The following is a 19636-nucleotide window of genomic DNA, read 5'->3' as shown; positions in this document are numbered from 1 at the left end:
GGCGGATTCGTCATCGACGGCGGGCGGCCCTGGCGGTGCGCTCACGTCTGCCGGCCTCGCCCGCGCGGCGGGTGCCGCCCGGATGATCGCCACCGGTGGCCAGGGTGGTGAAGAATTCGAGGGTCGCCGAGGTCTTGGTCTGTTGCGGGCCGTTGAGGTCGACGCCGTGCGCGCGCAGCATCGCGGCGGTGTGCGCGGCGGTGTCCAGGGTGTGGTCGGGTGCGCAGCGGGTCGACAGTTCGAGCAGCTGGGTCTGGTCGGGGAAGGTCCATTGTTCGGCGAGCAGGGTCCGGTCGAAGCCGGCCGGGGTGAGTTTGTGGCGGCGGGCGTCGACGGGGCCGAACGCGGTCAGGTCATCGATCGACAGGTGGCGAGGCAGGCGCGGGGTGAGCACGGCACGCTGCCGGGGGGAGAACAGGGCACGCAGGGGACGGCCCTGCGCGATGGCTGCCGCTACGTCCTGGGTATCGAGTCGGGTCTTGAGCGCCGCGGAGCAGACGTAGTTTCCGGGCATCCCGTCGATCTCGACGACGCAGTTCTTGGACCGGCGCAGCGAGTCGGGGATGTCAGCGGGGGCGATCGGGCGCAGTTTGACCACGGAGTCGTCGCTGCGGTGGCGGATGCTGCGGACACGGGCGATGACGCCGTGGCGGTGCAGTTGCCGGTCGGGTGTGTCGAGGTAGTAGACCCGCTGGCCGGGAGCGTGGGCGAACTGGACGCCGAGGGCCGCGCAGGTCTGCTCGTGGGCGCCGCTGGGCACGAGCAGCTTCAGCTCCACCTGATCGGTGTGGGGCGCCAGCCGCAGAAGCTGGTCGAGGTCGTCGTCTGGCAACTGCCAGAACGTCTGCGCGGCCCGCAGCGGCCCTGATGACCGTCGGCCCCCACCGTGCGAACGTCGGCCGGTCGTCGTCTTCATGCGCCTGCTCATCGGGTGACCGAGGACAGCGCCGGTAGGCGCGCCCGTCGCAGGAGGCAGGCCGGCCCGAGCGAGACGACGCGCGGTTGACCGCCAGGTCTCCAGGTTTCTTCCGCCGACACGGCCCATCCCTTCGCCGTTCATCAGACGGACCCTTCGCATTCACTTAAACCGCCTGTGAGCTTACGCCCAGCGACCCCGCCCGGAGGCGGGTCGGTCGGCCGCGCCATTCCCCAGCCAAACGGTTCAGGCATGTGGTGGTGGCTGGGTCAACAGGACGGCGGTGTAGCCGCGCAGGACGAAGGTGGGGCGTTGGACCGGTTCGGCGGCCAGCGCCCAGGTCGGGGCGTGGTCGAGGAGCGCGGCCAGGGCTGCCTGCAGCTCGATGCGGGCCAGCGGCGCGCCGAGGCAGAAGTGCAGGCCGGCACCGAAGCCCACATGGGGATTGGGGTCGCGGCCCGCGTCGAAGGAGTCCGGGTCGGCGAAGACCGCCGGGTCGCGGTTGGCGGCGCCGAGTAACGCGGCCACCTCGGCCCCGGCCGGGATCGTGACGCCGGCGACCGTGACGTCCGCGGTGGCGGTGCGGATGAACAGGTGCAGCGGCGGGTCGTAGCGGATCATCTCCTCGACCGCGGCCGGGATGAGCGTACGGTCGGCGCGCAGCCGGGCCAGCTGGTCCGGCTGCCGCAGCAGGGCCACCACCCCGCCGCCGAGCGCGTTCACCGAGGCCTCATGGCCGGCGTTGAGCAGCAGGATCGCCGAGGCGACCAGCTCGTCGGCGGACAGACGGTCGGTGCCGTCGCGCGCGGCCACCAGATGGCTGATCAGGTCGTCGCGCGGGTCGTCGCGGCGGCGCGCGGCAAGCCGGCGCAGGTAGCCGGCGAACTCGCCGGCGGCCGTGACCGCCGCGGCCTCGGTAGCGGGCGACGGCGCCACCTCGTACATCCGCACGATCGCGGCCGACCACGGCCGCAGCCGGTGCCGGTCCTCGCGGGGCACGCCGAGCAGTTCGGCGATGACCGTGACGGCGAGCGGCTCGGCGACGTCGGCGAGCAGGTCGAAGTCCGGCCCGGCCGCGGCCAGCAGCGCCGTGGCCTCGGCCGCCACCGCCGGGCGCAGGCGCTCAACGTGGCCGCGGCTGAACGCCTGCGCGACCAGCGACCGCAGCCGGGTATGCGCCGGCGGTTCGTTCTCCATCATCTGGTTGCGGTGCAGCAGGTTGAAGGGCGCGAAGAAGGCCGCGGGCTCCTTGTCCTGCCAGAGCCGGCCGAGGCTGCGGTCGCGCAGCACCGCGCCGGCCGCGGCGTGGCTCGCCGCCAGCCACCGGCCCGTACCGGCGTGCCAGCTCACCGGAGCGTGCTCCCGCAGCCGAGCGAGCGTCGGGTACGGGTCCCGCAGGAACCCCGGATCGGCGAAGTCAATCTCCAATCGTGATCCTCCTCCACGCCCGCCACCGTGGGAGCCCACCGTAGAACGATCCCCGGGACTCGCCCGGTGCGATCAGGACACCCAGGCCAGGCTGCTCGCGGCGGCGAACGCCACGCTCGCCGGTGAGGTCTTCGACCACGCCGGGCACCTCCTACCGCCGGACTCTCCGCGTCAGCCACACGCTGACCCGCCACCACGGCACCGTCGCCACCCTCGTCACCGATCTCACCACCGGCAGGCTGGTCGACCTGACCCGCGCCGAGGACGAGGCGTTCTGACGCCTACCCCGCCAGCACGGACGCCGACATGCTGATCGCGACGGACCGGGGTCGCAGGCCTGCGTTTGGCAAACCGGGCCCGCAGCCGATCACACCCTGCGGGGACCGAGCGGGTCAGCCGAGGAGACCCTCGTGTCCCCATCGGGGAGTAGGGCCGGGGTCGCCGAGATCGGTGCCGACCGGGTCCTGCGAGACGACCTGGGCTATGGCGGTGCCCCAGCCGAAGTAGTCCATGAGCACCGCAGCCAGCTCCGGCCGGCCTGGGAGTACCTCGTTGATCGCGGCGGCCATGAGCTCGAGCCAGCGCTGGCGGTGTTCGTCGCGGATGCCGAGCCCGAGGTGGCTGCGCAGCAGCGCCTGATGGCCGCCGAGGCGGGCCGAGAAGTCCGCAGGGCCGCCGAACACCTCCGCCAGCCACACGGCGACGTGATCGAGGTGGGTAGGGGTGAAGTGCGCGAACACGGGCGCGAGCACCTCGTCGGCGAGCACCCGGTCGTAGAACGCCGCGGACAGGCGCCGCAGGCCGTCGAGACCGCCCACCTCGTCGTAGAGCGTGGAACCCACGATTGCCTCCCGAGGCTGGGCCGACGCGGCGCCGGGGCTTCCACCGTGCCGGATCTTCGTTGCGAGCCTACCCCGGCCGGAACGCCTCGGATTGGTGGGTCGGGAGGCGTACACCGTGGGTCTGGCAGACCCCGCTCGGGGTGCGCACACGGCGCTGCCAGCACCGCCTGCGGGCGGTTTTGCCGGATCGGCACACGGGTCTGGCGACAGGGACCTCGTGGGCGAGAGTGGTAGCGCAGCACCAGCACGCCAGCGGCTCGGCGGTGTCTGGCGCTGTTGCCGTCACTGGGGTCGTCGTGTGGGCCTGCCCTCCCCTCCGGTCAGGTCGCCGTCATCCTGACGGGCAGATCCTCGCCTCCAGCATCAGACCCACCATCATGGCGACCCATGGTTGCCGTCCCGGTACGCCTTGCGACAATCCGGTCCTAGCGCGACCCTGGAGGAAGAGCTGTGCAGACCGGGGGACATCGGCGAGCACGAGGGGGAGGGGCGCGCCATGTCGGTACAGGTGCTCACGCTGGGAGGCGAGCGGCAGACACTGTCGGATGAGACGGTGGAGGAGATCCGCGAGATCTTCCGGGGGACGGTTCTGACCTCGGACGATGTCGGGTACGACGAAGCGCGGATCATCCAGAATGCCATGCTCGACCGCAGACCAGGTCTCATCGTCCGGTGTACCGGCGCAGCCGACGTCGTCGACGCCGTCAAGCTTGCCACGGACCGCGACCTCCTCGTCGCGGTCCGGGGCGGCGGCCACAGCATCGCGGGGACCTGCACGACCGACGACGGTTTGATGATCGATCTGTCTGCGATGCGGGGTGTCTGGGTGGACCCGGATCGGCGGCGTGCGCGGGTTGCGGGGGGTGCGACCTGGGGCGACGTGGACCGCGAGACGCAGCTGCACGGGCTCGCGGTACCTGGCGGGGTCGTGTCGACCACGGGTGTGGCTGGCCTGACGCTCGGGGGCGGAATCGGCTGGCTGCACCGCAAGTACGGGCTGGCCTGCGATGCACTGCGCGCGGCCGAAGTCGTGACGGCACGTGGCGACATCGTGCGATGCAGCGCGTCCGAGCGCGAGGACCTGTTCTGGGCGCTGCGCGGCGGCGGCGGTAACTTCGGCGTGGTGGTGTCGTTCGAGTTCGAGGCCTATCCGCTCGGCCAGGTCGTCTGGAACGGCTTGGTGGTCTACCCGGCCGACGCTGCCGCCGAGGTGCTGCCGAGATGGCGGGACTGGGCGTCCAATGTCCCCGACGAAGTCACCAGCCGGGCCATGTTCTGGTCGTTGCCAGCGATGCCGGCATTCCCGCCCTCCGTACACAACCGCGATGTGTTCATCACGGCCGCCTTGTACGCGGGCGACCCGGACGAGGGCCGACTGGCGTGTCGGGAGCTCGCCGAGCTCGGCAGGCCGCTCGCAGACATGAGCAGGGCGGTGCCGTACCGGACGGCGCAGTCCGCCCTCGACCCCCTCTTCCCGAAGGGTGAGCTGCAGAGCTACTGGAAGTCCGTCTACCTGGACCAGTTCGACGAGGAAGCGGCCGCGTTCGTGGTTCGCGTCGGCCAGAACCGCCCGGACCCGAAGACGTTGGTGCATGCGCCTCTCCTGGGCAATGCCAGTGACTGGTGCTTGATCGCGTCTGTCAGGCGGCCTTGGCTTGTTCCGGCATGTGGTCGCTGTCGGTGATGTGATCACCGTTGGTGATCAGTGAGAGCGTGGCGGGCGTCTGGTTGCGGATCGGCCCGCAGATCCGGACCGTGTAGGTGACCTTGCGGGTGGTGATGCCGGGGCGGGCGGTCGGGAAGTCGGAGGCGCTCTTGGCGGCGCGGTCGCGGGTGCGGCCGCGGCCGAGGGTGTGGCGGCGGCGACCGAGGGTGTGGAGGGCCTGCCGCTGCCGGGTCTGGATGATCTCGTCGGGGAGGCCCGCGGTCGCGCAGCCGAGGTGGCGGAGGGCCGCGTGCCGGGCCGCCTTGTAGGACAGCGCGCGCACGAGGACGGGCTGGCCGGCGTGGGCGCCACGGGCCGCGGGGGTGGCCTGGGCGGCGACGGTGCGCTGTAGGGCCCGGATGAGGCTGGTGGCGAGGATCCAGGCGGGGATCTCCTGGGCGGCCTCGAACGGGTCGGTCGCGCGCAGCATCGGGCCGCTGCCCGGCCCGGAGCGGTGGAGGGCCGCTTTCTGCTCGCGCAGCGGGGTCTCCGTGGCGCCCCAGCGGGCGTGGTAGGCGTCGGCGGCCTGCGCGGCGGACAGCGCGGCGGGGTCGGTGACGTTGGTGGCCACCGCGAACGTCTCACCGGTGTGGACCCCGCCCGCGAACACGTCGTACTCCACGACCCGCCAGCCGGCCAGGACCTTCTCGGCACCGAGGTCAGCGAGGAACGACCCGTCGGGCAGCCAGTCCCCGACCCGGCGCACGGTGATCCCGCCGGGCAGCCGCACGAGCAGCTTCATCCCGTCCGCGGCGAGGCGCTCCAGCCGGTCGGCGCCGGGAAAGTTGCGATCACCGATATGCAGCAGGTCAGGCCGGCGCAGCCCGGGCGCCTCGGCGACCTGCTCGAGCAGGGCCTGCTCGCCGACGTCCTTCGCCCCGCTCGACGGGCCGTAGGCGTAGGCGAGCGGCGCCTTCGTCCCGGCATCGTTGTCGAGCAGGAGCCGCACATGCGGGTACGGCGCCGGGTCGGTGCCCGCCCCGAACAACGCCCGGTTGTCCGCGGTGTCGGGCAGCCGGACCAGTGTCCCGTCGAACCCGGCGAGGCGGAAGCTCCCCGCCGTCAGCGCCTGCGCGCCGTCGGTGCCGGACAACTCGCCACGCACCGCGGCGAGCAGCCGGGCACACAGCTCGTCGAGCACCGCGCCGGGCAGGGCGCGCCGCGCCCTCGAGAACCCCGACCCCGCCGGGACCGCACCACACGCGGTGAACGGCACCTCCGCCAGCTCACCGAACAGGGCCGCCAGCACGTCATCCCACGACGTGTCCGCCATGACCATCCCCAGAATCAGCGCCCGCGCGAGCACCGGCCGGGTCAACACCCGCGCCGTATCCCCCTCCTGCCCACCGGCCACCTCGTCGGCGGCCAGGGCCGGGCCGGCCGCCGGGGCGTCGTTCCCCGCGGCGAGCTCACCGACCAGCCTGTTGATCGCGTCAGGACCGAGCAGCCGGTCGATCTCGGCCTCCAGCAGCCCGAGACGCACGAAGTCCGCCGCCCGGCCGACCACCCGGATCTGGCCGTCGTCATACGTCCTCGCGACACCGCGCAGCACAGGCCGGTAGATGACGATGTCATCGCCCTGCCCGACCGGCCGCGCCCCGTCCGCCAGCGTCAGCAACGACCGCCGCTCCGCCACCGGCGCCTGCCCACCCCCGCGCCGCCCCGCCGTCCGCGCCCGCCCCACCGCCACGTCCCCGGCACGCAACGCGACCAGCCCCGCACCGGCAAGCCCGCCAGCCACCCCAGGCAGCACGACCGACGGCACGACAGAGTAGAAAGACACAGCGGACTCCGGGCCAGGGAAAATGGATTCGACACCCGATCTCTACCCGGAGATCCGCCCACATCGCCGCAACCCGGACGTTCCCCGTTCAGCCGGGCGTGTCACACCACCCGGCCACCCGCGGCCACCCCACCCCTCGACCGTCACCCACCGTGACCGCCGGTCAAGACCCAGCCAGACCACTCCGCAAACGCGATCAAGCTCCGCTCACTGGCATTGCTCTCCTGGGTGGTGCCATGTCGAGAGTCGGGGCGGCCGAAACCGCGTTCGGTGATCGCAGCGCACGGTACATCCTGAGCATTGACGGAAACTGGCTGGACCCAGCCGACAACGACGCGAACGTCCGCTGGGTGCGCGATACCTACAGCGAGGCCGTCACCTTGCGGGCCACGTCGGGCACCTACCTCAGCTTCGGCGGCGACGCCGATCTGAACGACGCCGACCGGGCACGGGCCTGGGGGCGCAATGTCGAACGCCTTCGGCAGGTCAAGCGCACCTACGACCCGGAAAACCGCTTCCGGCTCAACCCCAACATCCCCCCCGCCGAGAGCTGAGCCGCCGCCCAGTTGAACAGGAATGGAACGACCTGTTCCACCTCGTGCGCGCCGCCGAGATCAACCACCTCGCCACACAGCCGACCGCTGACCTCGCCGCCGAACAGCGCTCTCTTACCGACGCGTTGAGCCGGCCGGGCAGTGTCCAGACACCGACCATTCCGACGGGGACCGAGGGCGCCAGCTGGTGCGGCCGGCGCACCGTTGCCTCTGGTCGGGACGCCTCGGCGACCCCCGCTCAGCGAGCCCGGATCCCGGTCTGCTGGCCCTGACCGTCGACGAGGTACGGCGGACGGCCGAAGACGTGTTGGCGCAGGCGGGCGGCGTCGAGGGGTGCGGGCCGCACGGGTATGGACATCGTCAGGACGCTCCGAACGGTACGGCGGCGGCCGTCGGTCCGGCGGGCGCCGGGTGCTGCCACAGGCCGCGCCGGCTGAGCTCGGGCAGGACACCCTCCCCGAACCAGTACGCCTCCTCGAGATGGGGGTAGCCCGACATCACGAACTCGGAGATCCCGGCAGCCGCGTACCGCTCGATCAGGTCGGCGACCTGTTCGAAGCTGCCGACGAGCGCTGTTCCGGCGCCACCACGGACCAGGCCGACGCCGGCCCACAGGTTCGGATAGATCTCCAGGTCGTCCCTGGTCCCGCCGTTGAGGGCGAGCATGCGCTTCTGCCCCTCCGACTCGCTTTTGCGAAGACCGTCCTGGACCCGCCTGATCTGGTCGTCGGATGTCCCGGCCAGCAGCCGGCCGGCTTCCGCCCACGCCGCCTCGGCGGTGTCGCGCGCGATGCTGTGCAGCCGGATGCCAAAGGTCAGGTCACGGCCTTCCCTCGCCGCCAGCTCGCGCAGCCGGCTGACCTTCTCGGCCACCGCCGCGGGCGGTTCGCCCCAGGTCAGGTACACGTCGACGTGGCGCGCGGCGACCCGCAGCGCGGCCGGGGAGGAACCACCGAAGTAGATCCGCGGCACGGGGTGGGGGAGCTGGGTGAGCGAGGCGTTCTCGACCTCATAGTGCTTGCCGGCGTAGCTGACCGGGAGCCCGGTCCACAGCCCGCGAACGATCTCCAGGAACTCGGCGCACCGGTCGTAGCGGGCGTCCTTGTCGAGGAAGTCGCCATACATCCGCTGCTCATGGCTCTCGCCACCGGTGACAACGTTGAGCAGCAGCCGCCCGCCGGAGAGGTTCTGGAACGAGCCCGCCATCTGCGCCGCCAGGAACGGTGCCAGCAGCCCAGGCCGGAACGCCACCAGGAACTTCAGCCGCTCCGAGACCTGGCTGAGCATCGCGGTCGTGATCCAGGCGTCCTCGCACCAGGCGCCGGCCGGGGTGAGAGCCGCGTCGAAGCCGAGCTGCTCGGCGGCGCGCGCGACCTGGCCGAGGTAGGGCACCGAGGCTGGCCGCCCTCCGGCGCTCTCCACGACCGTGCCGTGCCCGCCACCGACGATGTGTCGGCCGTCCCCGCCGTTGGTGGGAAGGAACCAGTGGAAGTTCAGCTCGCTCATCGTCGACCTTCGTTCCGAGAGACGTCGTTGTCCGTCACAGCTGCCCGTGGTTCGGTGGTGTGGTCCCGTCGATGGCCCAACGGCCGAGATGCTGGACCTTCCACGCGGCGGCGTCGTGCAGGGTATGGGTGCGCGCGTTGCGCCAGTGCCGGTCGAGCCCGAGGCCGGCGGCGGCCGAGCGGGTGCCCGCGACCTCGAACAGGCGATTGCTCGCCTCCAGCGCGGCGCGGGCCGTCGCGGCGCGGGCGGCCGCGACCGCCAGGCTGGCCGCCGCGGCCGTGCCCGCGGTCAGGTTCGCGTCCGCGGCCTCGATGCTTCGGGCCGCGGCCTCCAGCAGCGCCTCGGCCGCGCGGACGGCGAGCTCGACCTCGCCGAAGGCCCGCACGACCAGTGGGTCGTCGGCGGCCCGCTCGACACCCGCGTCAGGGTGCGGCCTGCTCTTGGTGCGCACGAACACGGCGGCCTCGGTGACGGCCGCCCGGGCGATGCCGGCGTCGATCGCCGCGTGCAGGAGCTGGGCGAACGCGCCATAGGTCTGCGGCCCCTCGAAGGTCGCCGAGTAGGGCGTGATCCAGTCGTCGGTCACCGCCGCGTCGGACAGGACGACGCTGCCGCTCGCCGTGGTCCGCTGGCCGAGCCCGTCCCAGTCGTCGATGACCTCGACACCGGGCGCCTCCCGGGCCACCCACGCGACGTGCAGCGGGCCGTCGACACCCAGGTGGGCCACGACGGGGATCCAGTCGGCCAGCAGCGCCCCGGTCGCGTAGAACTTGCGTCCACGCAGCAGCCACCGCCCGTCCCCGCCGGGATGCAGCGTCGTCCGGAACTCGCGGGCGTGCCGGGTCCCCGCCTCCGACTGGGCGTTGCCGAACCGCCTGCCGGCGAGCACCTCGGCGAACAGCCGCGCCTGCTGGTCGGTCCTGCCCTGGTGACGAAGCTGGTTGACGTAGACGAAGTGGCTCTGCGGGATCTGGCCGATGTTCGGGTCGGCCGCCGACAGCAGCCGGAACACCTCCGCGACGGTGGGGACCGAGACCTCGGCGCCCCCGTGCGCGGCTGGAACCGTGATCGCCAGCAGTCCCGAGGCGCTGAGCCTGTCGAGCTCCGCGACCGGGAGAATCCGCTCGGCGTCGCGACGGACCGCGCCGGCGGCGAAGTCGCGCGCGAGCTCGTCCGCGACGGCGAGCGCCGCCCGGTCCGAGAGAACCGGTACCGGCGGGGTCTGCACGAGCTGGCTCATAGCGTGCCCTTCTTCCGGTGGGCTCCCGTCCGCGCGGGTACGCGGCGCTGGGGCTGGTGGCGTGCAGGAGGGAGCCGCCGGCGCGGGATCTCCACGCCCTCGACGACCGTGGTCCCGCTGCCCGTGAGCCGCTGGCCGAAGCTGTCCCAGCCGCCGGCGCCGTCGACGCCGCCGGTCATGCCTGCGCCAGGCGGGGCAGCGCGGTCAGCAGCCGCTGGGTGTAAGGGTCCTGGGGGTTGTCGAAGACGTCACCGGCCGGTCCCTGCTCAACGACGCGGCCACCCTTCATCACCAGGATCCGGTCCGAGACGTGGTGGATCACGCCCAGGTCGTGGGAGATGAACAGGTAGCTGACCCCGAGCTCGTCCTGCAGGTCGGTGAGCAGGTCCAGCACCTGGGCCTGCACGGACACGTCGAGCGCCGAGACCGGCTCGTCGCACACGAGGAGGCTGGGCTCGGGAGCCAGCGCGCGGGCGATCGCGACCCGCTGCCGCTGCCCGCCAGACAGCCGCAGTGGCGCCGCGCCGAGATGCTGCTCACCCAGGCCCACCTGGTTGAGCAGGCGGACGGCGCGGCCCCGGGCCTCGGCCTTGGACGACGGTGGCCGCCTGCCGGTGCGCAGCGCGTCGACGAGCAGGCGTCCCACCGGCCAGCGCGGGTCGAAGGAGCTCAGCGGGTCCTGGTAGATCACGCCGATGTCCTTGCGCAGCGGACGCCGCGCGGCGGCCGACGCGGCCGTCCAGGCCTCGCCGTGCAGGAGGACCTCGCCGGAGGTCGGCGCGAGCAGCGCGAGCGCGATCCGGGCCGTCGTCGTCTTGCCCGACCCGGACTCGCCGACGATGCCGAGCGTCTCGCCGCCCAACAGCGTGAAGGACACGTCGTCGACCACGGTCCGCTCGATCCTGTCGGGACCCCGGTACACCTTCGTCAGTCCGCGCGCCGCCAGCACCGGGCGGCCGGAGCCGACCGGCTGGCGGGCTCGCGGCACGACGGCCGGCCGCGCCGGGGTCCCGGCCGGCTCGGCGAATCCGGTCCGCTGGGTCGGCGGCCCGTTCGGTTGGCGATCCGCCTGGCCGGCGGTCCGCGCGGCCTGTGGGGAGCCCGGTGGCCGGACCAGCCGGGTCCCCCGGGTGTGCTCCGACGGGATCGCGTCCAGCAGAGCCTTCGTGTACTCGTGCTTCGGTTCATGCAGGACCTGGTGCGCGGGCCCGTGCTCGACGATCTCGCCGGCGCGCATGACGGCCACCTCGTCCGCCAGGCGGGCCACGACGGACAGGTCGTGGCTGATCAGGATGATCGATGTGCCACGTTCCTTCGACGCGGCCAACAGGTCGAGGACCTGTGCCTGCACCGTCACGTCGAGGGCCGTGGTCGGCTCGTCCGCGATGACGAGCTTCGGATCCAGCGCGATCGCCGAGGCGATCAGGGCGCGCTGCCGCAGGCCGCCGGAAAGCTCGTACGGCCGCTGCCGCGCCCGGACCTCCGGCTCCGGGACGCCCACCGCGCCGAGCAGCTCGACGGCTCGCCGTGCCCGCCGGCGGCGGTCGCCCCAGCCGTGCAGCCGCAGCGGCTCGGCCACCTCGTGACCGACGCGACGCAGCTGGTCGAGCGACACGAGCGCGTCCTGGAGCACGAACCCGATGTCGCGGCCGCGGATCGCGCGCCAGGAGCGTTCTGACTGCCGGGTCAGGTCGGTGCCCGCCAGCTCGATCCGGTCGGCCGCCACCCGGGCCTGCGGGCCGGGGAGACCGACCAGGGTGCGGGCCGTGACGCTCTTGCCGGACCCGGACTCGCCGACGATGGCCAGGCAGCGGCCCGGCCGGGCGACGAACGAGATGCCCTTGACGACCTCGGCGTCACCGAAGGAGACCCGCAGGTTGTCCACGGTCAGGAGGGCTTGCCGCTGTTCGGCAGCCACGGCGACCTGCTCGGCTGATGTAACCGTCGTCACCGCGCGGCCCCTTCCAGTCGGCGCTGCAGCGTCCGGCCCAGGGAGGTCACCGCGAGCGTCACAAGGACGATCACCAGACCGGGCAGGACTTCCAACCACCACGAGGTGGTGATGTAGAGGCGGCCGGCGTCCAGCAACGCGCCCCACTCCGGGCTTGGCGGCGCGACGCCCAGCCCGAGGAAGGCGAGCCCTGACGCCCAGACGATGGACTGCCCGATCCCGAGGGTGAGCACGGCGACGAGTGGCCGCATGGCGTTCGGGAACAGGTGCTGGCGGATGACCGCCCAGCGGCTGTGCCCCAGCGCGCCGGCGGCCTCGACGTAGCCGGCCTGGCGGACGCTTCGGACCTGGCCGCGCACCATGCGGGCGTAGCCGGGCGCCGAGCCGATCCCGACCGCGACGAGTTCCGTCGTCAGCGACGGCCCGAAGATCGAGATCAGCAGCAGCGCGAGCAGCAGGACCGGGAAGGCGAACGCGACCTCCAGGACCCGGCTGATGACGACGTCGACCGCACCGCCGGCGAGCCCGGCGGCGAAGCCGAGCAGGACGGCGGCCGCCATCGCCAGCCCCGTCGCGCCCAGGCCGATCCCGAACGACTCGCGCGCGCCGTAGACGACTCGGGTGTAGAGGTCGCGCCCCGAGTCGTCGGTGCCGAACGGGTGATGCCAGGACGGCGCGCCCAGCGGGTGACGCAGGTCGATGGCGGTCGGGCTGCCGTGGGTGAGCAGCCCGGGCGCGACGACCGCGATCAGCGCGAACAGCAGGATGAGCGACGCCACGAGGGTGCCGGGGCGGGCACCGAGCCTCACCTTGCCCAGCCGGGCGAGGACGCTCACCGGAGGTGCCGTGAGGGTCGTCATGACGCCACCAGCCGCGGGTCGACCAGGCCGTAGGCCAGGTCCACCAACAGGTTGGCCAGGATGTAGACGGCGGCGACCACGAGGACGACCCCGGAGACGACGGGCACGTCCCGGCTGTTGACGGCGGCGACGAGGACCTGGCCGATGCCGGGGCGGCCGTAGACGCTCTCCGTGATCACGGCGCCGGACAGCAGTGCGCCGAGCGCCCACCCTGACAGCGTGATGCCCGGGATGACCGAGTGCCGCAGCGCGTGCTTGAGCCGCACGCCCGCGTCGGTCATGCCGCGGGTCCTGGCGGTGGTGATGAACGGCTGGTCGAGCACCTTCTCGAACTCGTCGCGGGTCACCTGGCCGAGGAAGCCCGCCAGCGGGATGGCCAGCGTCACCACCGGGAGGATGGTTCCCCGCACGCTCGTCCCGCCGATCACCGGGAAGATCCGCAGCTTCGCGGCGAACACGACCAGCAGGACGACGCCGACCCAGTACGGCGGCAGGCTCGCCGTGAAGGCCTCCCAGGTCGAGCCGAGCGCCGTCACGAACCGGCCTCGCTTGACGGTGAGCAGCGTGACCCCGAGGGCGAGCGCCCACGCCACGACCAGCGCGGCGGCGGTCAGCACCACGCTGGGCATCAGCTCGGCGCTGATGACCTGGGTTACCGGCCTGTACTGGGTGTAGGACGTTCCGAGATCACCGTGCAGCAGCCCGCCGACGTAGCGCAGATACTGGACGATCAGGGGCTTGTCGAAGCCCAGCTTGTGGTTGATCGGCGCGAGTTCGGCCGGCGTCCAGCGCTGGGCCCGCCCGTTCCGCTGGTTGAGGATCGCGGTGGCGCGGTCGCCCGGCACCAGCAGTTGGGCGAAGAAGGTGACCGAGGCCGCCGCCACCAGCACTCCGACCGCCGTCACGGCCTTGACCGCGGCCCGGCGGGCCGTCCGCGCGTTCCAGCGCGCGGACGGCCTCCGGGACTGAGCTGCCGTCGCGACTTCCACGACAGTGGTCACGACGGCCTCACTTCGTGAAGTAGGCGTCCTCGAAGACCGGCTCGCCCTGGCTCTTCTCGAGCCAGACGTCCCGCAGGTTCTTCGCGGCCGCGATCGAGGTGGTCTGGGTGTAGAGGCCGACCGCGGCCGCGTTGTCCTGGATGATCCCCTGGGCCTGGGCGTAGTACCCGTTGGCGGTCGAGGTGTCGGGCGCGCTGTTGCCCTGCTGGATCACGGTCGACAGCTGGTCGTTGTTGTAGAAGGAGGAGTTGTTGTAGTTCGGGTTGTCGGCCGTGCTGGGCCGCCAGACGATCCAGAGGATCGCCGGGCTCGGGCTGGTCCAGTACCAGGGCTGGGCGTCGTAGCTGTCCGGCTTGCTGAACTTGCCGGCGAACGTCTCGGCCTGGGTTTCCGGGACGAGCTTGACGTTGAACCCGACCTGCTTCCACTCCTGCTGCAGGTCCTGCAGCACCGTGGCGCCCTCGCTGGTGAACACCGAGCCCGCCGGGTAGGCGAAGGTAACGTCGAGCTCCTTGCCGTCCTTGGTCCGGTAGCCCTGGCCGTTGCGCTGGGTCCAGCCGGCCTGGTCCAGCAGCTGCCCGGCCTTCGCCGGGTCGTAGGCGTACTGCGTGGCCGTTTCGGCGTCGTACCCGGGAGTCGCCTGGCTGACCGACGGGTTGCCCTCGTACGGGATCACGCCGTGGAACCCGGCCTGCACCGCGGACTTGCGGTCGGCGCCGTAGGCGAACGCCTGCCGCACGAGCTTGTCGGTGAACACGCCTCTGCTGGTGTTGAGATAGACCGAGACGGGCTTGCCGGGCGTGATGTACTGCTGCACGCCGAACTGCGCCTGGGCAGCCTTCCAGTTCACCGTTGGAACGTCGTAGATGACGTTGGCCTCGCCGGTCGTCAGGGCGGCGTAGCGCTGCACCGGGTCCGGCAGGAACTTCCAGTCGACCTCGTCGACGATGGCCGGTCCCTTGTGCTTCGCGGTCGCCGGCCAGGACGTGTAGTTCGGGTTCTTGACGAGGATGACCTCCTGGCCGTGCTTCCATTCCTTGACCTTGAACGCGCCCGAGCCGATCGGGTCATCGCAGTTCACGGCGTCGCCGCGCTTGAGCGCGGTCGGCGACTGAATACCGAAGTAGGCCTGCGACAGCATCGTGAGGAGCGGCAGGTACGGCTTGTTGAGCGTCACCGCGAGGTGCGTGGCGTCGATCGCCGTGGCCGACTTGAAATACGGGTCGATGGAGACCTGGGCGGTGCTGTTGCCACCCTTCTCCCAGTAGGCGAAGTTGTCGGCGATGGCCTGGGCGTCCAGCGGTGTCCCGTCGGTGAACTTGACCCCGGGCTTGAGGGTGAAGGTGTAGGTCAGCCGGTCCGCGGAGATCGTCCAGCTGTCCGCCAGCCAGGGCTTGATCGAGCCGTCGTCGGCCTCGGTGACGATCGAGTCGAGGATGTTGCGGTCGAGGTAGGCCTGCTGGACCCACCCGCCGGCCAGGCACGGCGGCTCCTGCTCGTGACCGTAGACGATCGTTCCGCCCTTGACGGGGGACCCACCCGCGGACGTGGCCGCGCTGCCGCCGCAGCCCGCGATCACTGCGCCCAACAGGGCGGCACTGGCCGCTGGCAGCGCGGCGCGTCGTGCTCGCCAGATTCGATTCATCGCTGTCTCTTCCTTGCGGTGGAGTTGTCGGTTGGGATGGTGGGCCCGGTCGGCGCGGCGCGCCGCTCGGTGATCGGAAGGTGCGCGCCACCGCGATAGCGGGCGCCGAAGTGGCGGTCGGGAAGCCGGTCCCCGTCGCCGAAGATCCGGTCGCGCAGGGACTCGTCCTCGTCGTAGCTGGCCCGCAGCCGGCCGCGGGCGCGCAGCACGGGTACGACGAGCTCGATGAAGTCCCTGGCGGTGTCGTACGAGTGGTACTGGAGCAGGTTGATGCCGTCGATGCCGACGTCGTCGAGCCACGACTCGATCGCGTCCGCGACCTTCTCGGGGGTGCCGACGGTGAAGAACGGCCCGCGGCCGATGTCGCTGAAACCGGCGAGCAGCTCCCCGACGCTCTGCTCCGGGTCGAACGCCCGCCAGCGCCCGATGCCCCCGTCGCCGTCGGCGACGTCCTTGATCTTGGTCTCCGGCGGGTACGCCGTCGGGTCGAACGGAAGGCTGGCGTGCGCGAGATACCCCTCGACGCTGGTGAGCCGCTCGTACGCGGCGAGCTTGGCCTGGGCCTCATCGTCTGTCCGTCCGACGATCACTGCACCGATCGCGACGAAACGGACGTCGTCCGCCTTGCGGCCCGCCGCGACCGCGGCGGCGCGGACGTTCTCGATGGTCGTCCGGACGAAGTCCGCGCTCGGACCGCCGGTGAAGACGAGCTCGGCGTGCTTGCCGGCGAACGCGGTGCCCGCCGCCGACGCGGTCGCGGTGAACAGGACCGGGGTCCGCTGCCGGCTTGGGGCGGGCAGCTGCGGGCCCTCGACCTTGAAGTACTTCCCGTCGTGATCGATCGGCCGGATCTTCTCCGGATCCGCGAAGGTGCCGTTCTCCCGGTCCGAGACGATCGCGTCGTCATCCCAGGAGCCCTCCCACAGCTTGTAGAGCACGTCGAGGTACTCGTCGGCGATCTCGAAGCGGGTGTCGTGGTCGATCTCCCCGTCCAGCCCGAAGTTGCGGGCCGCGTTCGGGAGGTATGAGGTCACGATGTTCCAGCCGACCCGGCCCTTGGTGAGGTGATCGAGGGTGCTCAGCCGGCGAGCCCACGCGAAAGGCGGCTCGTACGTCGTCGAGAACGTGATGCCGAAGCCCAGGTGCCTGGTCACGGCCGCCATGGCCGGGACCACGAGCGATGGATCGTTGTTCGGGATATGCAGGCCTTCGCGGACGGAGGTGCCCGCGCCGCCCCGGAAGACGTCGTAGGTGCCGATGACGTCGGCGAGGAACACGGCGTCGAAGCCGCCGGACTCCAGCAGTTTCGCCAGCTCGGTCCAATACTCGATGTCGTTGAACCGTTCCCGGTTGTTGTCCGGAAGCCGCCACAGACCGTGTGTGATGTGGCTGACGCAGTTCATCTCGAAGAGGTTGAGAATGAGGCGCTTCTTCTCGGCCATCGCCGGCGCTCAGGCGGGCTGGGGCGCGAACGCGCCGCGGTAGCGAGTGGCGGGATGGCGCTCGGGCAGCCGGTTCCCCTGGCTGAACAGCTTGTGGCGCAGCGTTCCGTCCGCGTATTCGCGCTGCGCGAGCCCGCGGTCCCGCAGGACGGGGATCACGTGGTCGACGAACTCCTCGTACGTGCCGGGAATCTCGGCGTTGACGAGGTTGATGCCGTCGACACCGGCCGCCTGCCAGAGCGCGAGCTGGCCGGCGATCTGCTCGGGAGTTCCGACGATGCGGCTGTTAGTCGCCGTGTAATGGGCGACATCGCGCAGTGTCGGCTGCCGGTCCGTTACCAGGTCCTTGATCCAGCCGACGATGCTCTGCACGCCCTCGGTCTTCAGCTCGCCGACCGGGGTGTCCAGGTCCTCGAAACCGAAGTCGATGCCGACCGCCCCGGACATGTGCGCGAGCTGGGCGTCGTAGTCGATCCATTCGTCGAGCTCAGCGGCCTTGCGCCTGGCTTCCTCCTCGGTGGCGGCCGGCACGACATACAGCCCCTGGAAGAACTTGAGGTCGTCCGCGCGCCGTCCGTAGGTGACCGCACGGGCGCGGATATCGGCTGTGTCACGGGCCGCGGCGTCGAGGCTGGGCGACGCGATGAAGACGGCCTCGGCATTCTTCGCCGCGAACGTCCGGCCCGCCTCGGAGGCGCCGGCCTGGAACAGCAGCGGCGTCCGCTGCGGCGACGGACTGGTCAGGTGCGGGCCCTCGACCTGGTAGCGCGGGCCCCTGTGGTTGATCTTGTGAACCTTGTTGAAGTCGGCGTGGACGCCGGTCTGGCGGTCCTGGATGAGCGCGTCGTCCTCCCAGGACCCCTCCCAGAGCTTGTAGGTGACGTCGACGTACTCGTCCGCCCACGCGTACCGCTCGTCGTGCTTGGTGAGTCCCTCGAGCCCGAAGTTGCGAGAGGCGTTGGGAAGGTAGTTGGTGACGATGTTCCACGCGATACGGCCCTTGCTCGCGTGATCAAGCGTGGAAATCCGGCGGGCGAAGTTGAACGGGTGCTCCTGGAGGATCGACGCGGTGAAAGCGATGCCGAGGTGCTCGGTGGCATAGGCGATCGCGCTGGCCAGGACGGAGGGATCGTTGCTGGGCACCTGAAGCCCGGCCTCGACGTACTTGCGCTCGTCGCCGCGGTAGGGGGCGTAGAGGCCGACCACGTCCGCGAAGAAGATCGCGTCGAACGTGCCGCGTTCCAGGGTCCTGGCCAGATCGACCCAGTGGTCGAGGCTGTTGAAGTCGGTCTGCCGGGCGGTTGGTCTACGCCAGGTGCCCTGGATGATGTGGCCGGTCGTGTTCATCACAAAAGCCGCGAAGTGCAGCGGACGGGGCGCGTGTGACATGCAGCTCTCCACGGGAAGGGTGCCGGAGACATGAGGCTTCGGCGGGCGGCCGGGCGCAAGGCCTCAGGCGTCAGGGGTGACGCTGAGCGACCGAGAAGGTGGGCTGGGCCGAGCAGTCAGCTGGGCGGTGTGACCCTGGCCGTTCGTCGCGCGCCATACGTGGCGGACGGATGGCGCAGCGGAAACAGAGGGGATCTTGGCGAGGTCCCGGAATCGCCGGTCAGGTCACCGACACAGACAGCTGGCAGTACGGAGAAGATCGACGTGCCGACGGGTGGCCAGCTCGGTCAAGCCCATGGCGATCTCCTCTCCGCACTGCGGCGCGCGCTGTCGCGACGCGTTGTCAACCAAGACGATAGACTTAGTCGCCCCGCGTTGGCAGGTGTCCGCTGGCAGGAGTTGGCTATCGCACCCTCGGCTTCCCCGATCAGGAGTAGCACGTGCGTATCGAGCAGCTCGAGTACATCGCCGCCGTTACCAGGTTCGGCTCGCTGCGGCGCGCGAGCGAGCAGCTGCATGTCTCGCAACCCGCGCTCAGTGAGGCGATCAGCAAACTGGAGCGCGAGCTCGGCGTCACCTTGCTCGACCGGCGCCGTTCGGGTTCCCGGATCAGCGTCGCCGGGCGGGAGCTCCTGGCGCCGATCGTCGACGTGCTGGAGTCGGTCGACCGGCTCAGGGCCGCGGCCGGTGACCAGCTCGCCACCCGCCGCCTGCTCAGGATCGGGACCGTGAATGCGGGCACCGCGTCGCTGTTGCTGCCGGCGGTCCGTGCCTTCCAGTCGCAGCATCCGGGATCGACGGTGGAGATCCTGAGCCTGCGGCAGGACGAGATCGAGACCAGCCTTGCGGACGGCGTGCTCGACCTGGGTCTTGTGAACCTCCTCGACGGTGACGACGTCCCGCCGGGGCTGGAGTTCACGCACCTGCTCAGCGGCAGGCCGATCGCGGTGATCCCAGCTGGGCATTCGCTCGCCCAGGCAGACGAGGTGACCGTCGACGATCTGAGGGGCGAACGCTTCGTCGCGATGCGCGCCGGCTACATCATGTATCGGTTCGCGCACAGGCTCTTCGGATCCCGGCTGCCGGCCGAGTGGCACTCCACCGACGGGGCGGAGATGGGCAAGATGATGGTCGCCGAAGGGATCGGCCTCACGGTCCTGCCTGACTACAGCGTCATCGGCGACCCCTTGGAGCGCGCGGGGCTCATCACGGCCAGACCGATCGCGGACGAGCCGACGACGGTCACGATGGTCGCGCTCCACCGGCGCCAGGCCAGAGTTTCCGTCGTGGTCCGCGACCTGCTCGCGCACCTGTTGGCGCAGGCCCGTCGGCCAGCGACGTCGGCCAGCGTCTAGCCCGCGGCCCGCGCTCAGG

18 protein-coding genes are annotated in these 19636 nt (G+C 71.3%); 4 read left to right on the top strand and 14 right to left on the bottom strand.

The features are described 5' to 3' along the window. Positions 1 to 10: 10 nt before the first annotated feature. Both FRADC12_RS06075 and FRADC12_RS06070 read right to left on the bottom strand, forming a co-directional pair. Positions 11 to 916: a CYTH domain-containing protein gene (locus tag FRADC12_RS06075; RefSeq protein WP_198152798.1), complete on the bottom strand. Its 906-nt coding sequence runs from the start codon at positions 914 to 916 to the stop codon at positions 11 to 13. Positions 917 to 1162: 246 nt separating this feature from the next. Further along, complete coding sequence (locus tag FRADC12_RS06070) at positions 1163 to 2344, bottom strand: cytochrome P450 (RefSeq protein ID WP_045875898.1); 1182 nt, start codon at positions 2342 to 2344, stop codon at positions 1163 to 1165. Positions 2345 to 2466: 122 nt separating this feature from the next. On the opposite strand from FRADC12_RS06070, the gene FRADC12_RS30965 reads away from it, so the two are divergent. After that, positions 2467 to 2622, top strand: coding sequence for a hypothetical protein (locus FRADC12_RS30965; protein ID WP_157488727.1), 156 nt, complete (start codon positions 2467 to 2469; stop codon positions 2620 to 2622). A gap of 114 nt (positions 2623 to 2736) precedes the next feature. Here FRADC12_RS30965 and FRADC12_RS06065 read toward each other — a convergent pair whose 3' ends face one another. Beyond that, the gene (locus FRADC12_RS06065; RefSeq protein ID WP_045875897.1) at positions 2737 to 3186 is read right to left on the bottom strand and encodes a group II truncated hemoglobin; all 450 of its coding nucleotides are present in this window, start codon (positions 3184 to 3186) and stop codon (positions 2737 to 2739) included. A 496-nt stretch (positions 3187 to 3682) separates the two neighbouring features. Here FRADC12_RS06065 and FRADC12_RS06060 point away from each other — a divergent pair, with 496 nt between their 5' ends. Beyond that, complete coding sequence (locus FRADC12_RS06060) at positions 3683 to 4870, top strand: FAD-binding oxidoreductase (RefSeq protein ID WP_232303635.1); 1188 nt, start codon at positions 3683 to 3685, stop codon at positions 4868 to 4870. On the opposite strand, the gene FRADC12_RS06055 is transcribed toward FRADC12_RS06060, so the two are convergent. Then, positions 4827 to 6674, bottom strand: a complete 1848-nt coding sequence (locus FRADC12_RS06055; protein ID WP_157488726.1) for a hypothetical protein — start codon at positions 6672 to 6674, stop codon at positions 4827 to 4829. The genes FRADC12_RS06060 and FRADC12_RS06055 overlap by 44 nt on opposite strands. Positions 6675 to 6910: 236 nt before the next feature. Here FRADC12_RS06055 and FRADC12_RS06050 point away from each other — a divergent pair, with 236 nt between their 5' ends. Beyond that, on the top strand, positions 6911 to 7228 hold the full coding sequence (locus FRADC12_RS06050; RefSeq protein WP_045875896.1) for a BBE domain-containing protein: 318 nt from the start codon (positions 6911 to 6913) through the stop codon (positions 7226 to 7228). A gap of 360 nt (positions 7229 to 7588) precedes the next feature. Here the strand turns inward: FRADC12_RS06050 and FRADC12_RS06045 are convergent, their stop codons facing one another. The 10 genes from FRADC12_RS06045 to FRADC12_RS34805 form a co-directional block, all read right to left on the bottom strand. Then, positions 7589 to 8734, bottom strand: a complete 1146-nt coding sequence (locus FRADC12_RS06045) for an LLM class flavin-dependent oxidoreductase (protein ID WP_045875895.1) — start codon at positions 8732 to 8734, stop codon at positions 7589 to 7591. A 34-nt stretch (positions 8735 to 8768) separates the two neighbouring features. After that, positions 8769 to 9974 (bottom strand): SfnB family sulfur acquisition oxidoreductase, encoded by a 1206-nt coding sequence (locus FRADC12_RS06040; protein ID WP_045875894.1) that lies wholly within the window; start codon positions 9972 to 9974, stop codon positions 8769 to 8771. Then, positions 9971 to 10153 (bottom strand): hypothetical protein, encoded by a 183-nt coding sequence (locus tag FRADC12_RS06035; RefSeq protein WP_045875893.1) that lies wholly within the window; start codon positions 10151 to 10153, stop codon positions 9971 to 9973. The genes FRADC12_RS06040 and FRADC12_RS06035 overlap by 4 nt, the downstream gene beginning before the upstream one ends. Beyond that, the gene (locus FRADC12_RS06030) at positions 10150 to 11925 is read right to left on the bottom strand and encodes a dipeptide ABC transporter ATP-binding protein (RefSeq protein ID WP_045875892.1); all 1776 of its coding nucleotides are present in this window, start codon (positions 11923 to 11925) and stop codon (positions 10150 to 10152) included. The genes FRADC12_RS06035 and FRADC12_RS06030 overlap by 4 nt, the downstream gene beginning before the upstream one ends. Then, positions 11922 to 12785: an ABC transporter permease gene (locus FRADC12_RS06025; protein WP_045875891.1), complete on the bottom strand. Its 864-nt coding sequence runs from the start codon at positions 12783 to 12785 to the stop codon at positions 11922 to 11924. The genes FRADC12_RS06030 and FRADC12_RS06025 overlap by 4 nt, the downstream gene beginning before the upstream one ends. Further along, positions 12782 to 13786: an ABC transporter permease gene (locus tag FRADC12_RS06020; protein WP_198152797.1), complete on the bottom strand. Its 1005-nt coding sequence runs from the start codon at positions 13784 to 13786 to the stop codon at positions 12782 to 12784. Before FRADC12_RS06020 ends, FRADC12_RS06025 begins: the two co-directional genes overlap by 4 nt. A 7-nt stretch (positions 13787 to 13793) precedes the next feature. Continuing rightward, a complete protein-coding gene (locus tag FRADC12_RS06015; protein ID WP_045875890.1) occupies positions 13794 to 15431 on the bottom strand; it encodes an ABC transporter substrate-binding protein in 1638 nt (545 codons plus the stop codon). Continuing rightward, positions 15428 to 16873 carry an NtaA/DmoA family FMN-dependent monooxygenase gene (locus FRADC12_RS06010; RefSeq protein WP_084010479.1) on the bottom strand — a complete coding sequence of 482 codons (1446 nt, stop codon included), beginning with the start codon at positions 16871 to 16873 and terminating at the stop codon, positions 15428 to 15430. Before FRADC12_RS06010 ends, FRADC12_RS06015 begins: the two co-directional genes overlap by 4 nt. A gap of 9 nt (positions 16874 to 16882) precedes the next feature. Further along, the gene (locus FRADC12_RS06005; protein WP_045875889.1) at positions 16883 to 18262 is read right to left on the bottom strand and encodes an LLM class flavin-dependent oxidoreductase; all 1380 of its coding nucleotides are present in this window, start codon (positions 18260 to 18262) and stop codon (positions 16883 to 16885) included. A 225-nt stretch (positions 18263 to 18487) separates the two neighbouring features. Further along, complete coding sequence (locus FRADC12_RS34805; RefSeq protein WP_502685304.1) at positions 18488 to 18559, bottom strand: putative leader peptide; 72 nt, start codon at positions 18557 to 18559, stop codon at positions 18488 to 18490. A 143-nt stretch (positions 18560 to 18702) separates the two neighbouring features. Between FRADC12_RS34805 and FRADC12_RS06000 the strand changes: the two genes are divergently transcribed. Further along, complete coding sequence (locus FRADC12_RS06000; RefSeq protein ID WP_045875888.1) at positions 18703 to 19617, top strand: LysR family transcriptional regulator; 915 nt, start codon at positions 18703 to 18705, stop codon at positions 19615 to 19617. Positions 19618 to 19636 lie beyond the last annotated feature (19 nt).

Source organism: Pseudofrankia sp. DC12, from assembly GCF_000966285.1.
Lineage (GTDB): Bacteria > Actinomycetota > Actinomycetes > Frankiales > Frankiaceae > Pseudofrankia.
The sequence above is the reverse complement of the archived record's forward strand: the minus strand, read 5'-3'. Positions and strand labels throughout refer to the sequence as shown.